This is a genomic window from Myxococcus sp. AM011 (assembly GCF_013372595.1).
Lineage (GTDB): Bacteria > Myxococcota > Myxococcia > Myxococcales > Myxococcaceae > Myxococcus > Myxococcus eversor.
On the sequence record NZ_JABXEM010000503.1, the window covers coordinates 1 to 2,551 of the forward strand.

At 71.1% G+C, this 2,551-nt stretch carries 4 protein-coding genes and 1 pseudogene; all 5 read left to right on the forward strand.

From position 1 onward, the window contains the following. Positions 1–206, forward strand: a pseudogene (locus HUW62_RS46710) (hypothetical protein); the annotation flags it as partial. Then, positions 203–511, forward strand: a complete 309-nt coding sequence (locus HUW62_RS46715) for a hypothetical protein (protein ID WP_217911984.1) — start codon at positions 203–205, stop codon at positions 509–511. The pseudogene HUW62_RS46710 and the gene HUW62_RS46715, both read left to right, overlap by 4 nt. Continuing rightward, positions 508–1,149 carry a hypothetical protein gene (locus HUW62_RS46720; RefSeq protein ID WP_176438132.1) on the forward strand — a complete coding sequence of 214 codons (642 nt, stop codon included), beginning with the start codon at positions 508–510 and terminating at the stop codon, positions 1,147–1,149. Before HUW62_RS46715 ends, HUW62_RS46720 begins: the two co-directional genes overlap by 4 nt. Positions 1,150–1,156: 7 nt before the next feature. Next, positions 1,157–1,762, forward strand: coding sequence for a hypothetical protein (locus HUW62_RS46725; RefSeq protein ID WP_176438133.1), 606 nt, complete (start codon positions 1,157–1,159; stop codon positions 1,760–1,762). Continuing rightward, on the forward strand, positions 1,762–2,551 hold a 790-nt coding region (locus HUW62_RS46730), incomplete at its 3' end, for an IPT/TIG domain-containing protein (RefSeq protein WP_176438134.1). The genes HUW62_RS46725 and HUW62_RS46730, both read left to right, overlap by 1 nt.

The following is a 2,551-nucleotide window of genomic DNA, read 5'->3' on the forward strand; positions in this document are numbered from 1 at the left end:
CGGGTGACGCCCTCATCCGCCCCAGCGACAGGCTGGGGGCCCTCTACGACGTCATGGGCGCACTCGTGCAGGCCGTGAGGACGCCTCCCGGGCTGTACGTCACGGAGGCGCGCCCCACGGGCTTCGGGCTCCACCGCCGGAGGCCTCGCCGCAACCTCCTTCTCGTCACCTTCAACGACAGGCCCCAGGCCCGAGGACTCGCATGAAAGCACTGCTTCTCACCACTCTTCTCGCCACCGCCTTTCTCACCCGCTGCCGCGCGCCGGACGGGTGCGCGCCGGTGTCCACGCGCTGCGCCGGCAACATCGCCGAAATCTGCAACGGCGATGGCAACTGGCAGGTGCTGGCCGACTGTGACGCGGTCAGCGAGCACAGCAGCGCGGCCTTCACCTGCACCTACGTCAACGAGGAGGGCGTCGCCGGCCACACCTGCCTGCCCACCACCGTGGACGCGGGCACCTTCGACGCTGGCACCGTGGACGCGGGCGCCGAGGAAGGCGGTGTCCTGTGAAGGGCTACCTCCAGTCCCTCCCCGGCGTGGGCACCCTCTTCCAGCGCGACATCCAGCCTGCGGAGGTGTGGGCCTTCTATCAGCACATGCAGACGCGCCTGCGCACCAAGACAGCCAACAAGGCCGACTCCCTCGAGATGCAGCTCGCCGCCGAGGTGCTTCGGCGCATGGGCATCCTCGACAAGCAGCGCTTCCTGGAGAAGTACGCCACCACCGTGGGCCGCACCCTCTACCTGCCCTTCGAGGTGGGCACGCCCAAGTCGGGCTGGGACTTGTGGGCCCAGGTGGTGGTGTGCGTCCACGAGCACCAGCACGTCGTCCAGCACGACGAGGAGGGCCCCAGCTACGAGCTGGCCTACCTCACCAGCCCCGCCGCTCGGGCCCAGTACGAGGCCGAGGCGTACACCTGCAACCTGGAGCTGCACTCCTGGCGCTACGGCACCCTGCCCGCCGCGCGGCCCATCGCCGAGGGCCTCAAGCACTACGGCTGCCGGCCGGAGGACGTCGAAGCCGCCGCCCACACCCTGGCCCTCACCTCGGTGTCCGTCCGCCACGGCGCGGTGGTGAGTGAGGCCACGAACGTGGCCCTGGAGTGGCTCAACTCGCACGTCCCCCACCTGCGGGCCAAGCAGGGCTGAGGCGTCCATGGCCGTCTCGCGCACCGGAGACTGGGCACGGGCCCGCCAACTGCTGGCGGCGGGCTCGTCGCGCCTTGAAGGGGCGATGCAGACGGCCCTGCGCCAGGAGGCGCACGCCCTGCGCAAGGAGGTGGTGCAGGGCCTCACTCAGCAGGCACCAGGTGGAGAGCCGCTCCGCCCCCCTTCGCCCCTCACGCTGGCGGCGCGCCAGCTCGCCGGTTTCAACGGAACGAAGGCCCTCCTTGTCTCTGCGGCGCTGCGCAACTCCATCTCCGTCGTTGTGGAGGGCGACGAGGCCTTCATCGGCGTGTCCCGCTCGGCGAAGAGCCCGGACGGCGAGTCCCTCGTCGACGTGGCGCAGCTCCAGGAGTACGGAGGCCCACCCGTCGTCATCCCCATGACGCCGAAGATGCGGCGCTTCCTCTTCGCGCTGCTGCGCCAGGCCGGCCTGGCCGGCGAGTCGCGTAACAGCGGCAGGGGGCGCGGCGTCATTGTGACGCAGACGCCAGCGCGCCCCTTCCTGCGGCCAGCCTTCGCACGGTTTCGCCAGGGCGCCAGCCGCCGCTTCCTCGCGCGCGTGGCGAAGGAGCTGGGCCTCGGAGGGCCCGCGTAATGGCCCTCCCCTCCCTCACCTCCGTGACGCCCTCCTCGGGGCCCACCAGCGGCGGCGACATTCTCCGCCTCGCCGGCACTGGCTTCGCCGCGCGGGTGGCCGTGCGCCTGGGAGGAGTGCCCGCCGAAGTACTGTCGCTTCGTGTGGAGTTGGGCACTCACTTCGCGGACGTGAGGACTCCGGCCCACGCGGTGGGCACCGTCGACGTCGAGGTGTTCAACCTCTCCGCGGAGGGCAGCCCCATCCCAGGCGAGGCCGCTGTCCTTCCGGGCGCGTACCGCTACCTGCGCCCACGCGTCGCGAAGGAAGCGGACCTCACCCGCCTCGTGCGCACCTTGCTGCAGGAGTTGAAACGGCAGGTGGTGGCCAACGTCAGCGCCAGCGTCTCCGTCGACTACGACGACACGGTGGCAGACGGCCTCAACGTCATCGCCATGGCCGCGCTGCCCTCCGTGGTGCTGTCAGGCCCCACGCTGCGCGAGAGTCGTCGCTACTCCACCAACGTCTTGCACGAGGACGTCGTGCAGGGCCCCTCCGGCGCGGAGCTGGTGCGCAGGCGCCCCGCGTACACGGTGGACCTGGCCTTCACCCTCACGGTGGCCTCCGAGCGCACCGCCGAGCTCTTCAACCTCATGGCCGCCGTGGCCACCTTCCTCAACCGTAACCGCTGGCTGGCCATGCCGAGGGACGCCGAGGACGCCTCGCGCGGCACCGTCCGCTGGGAAATGGACGCGGACGGCGAGGTGCGCACGCAGCTCGGCAGCCGCGACGACGTGCGCGCCTTCACCT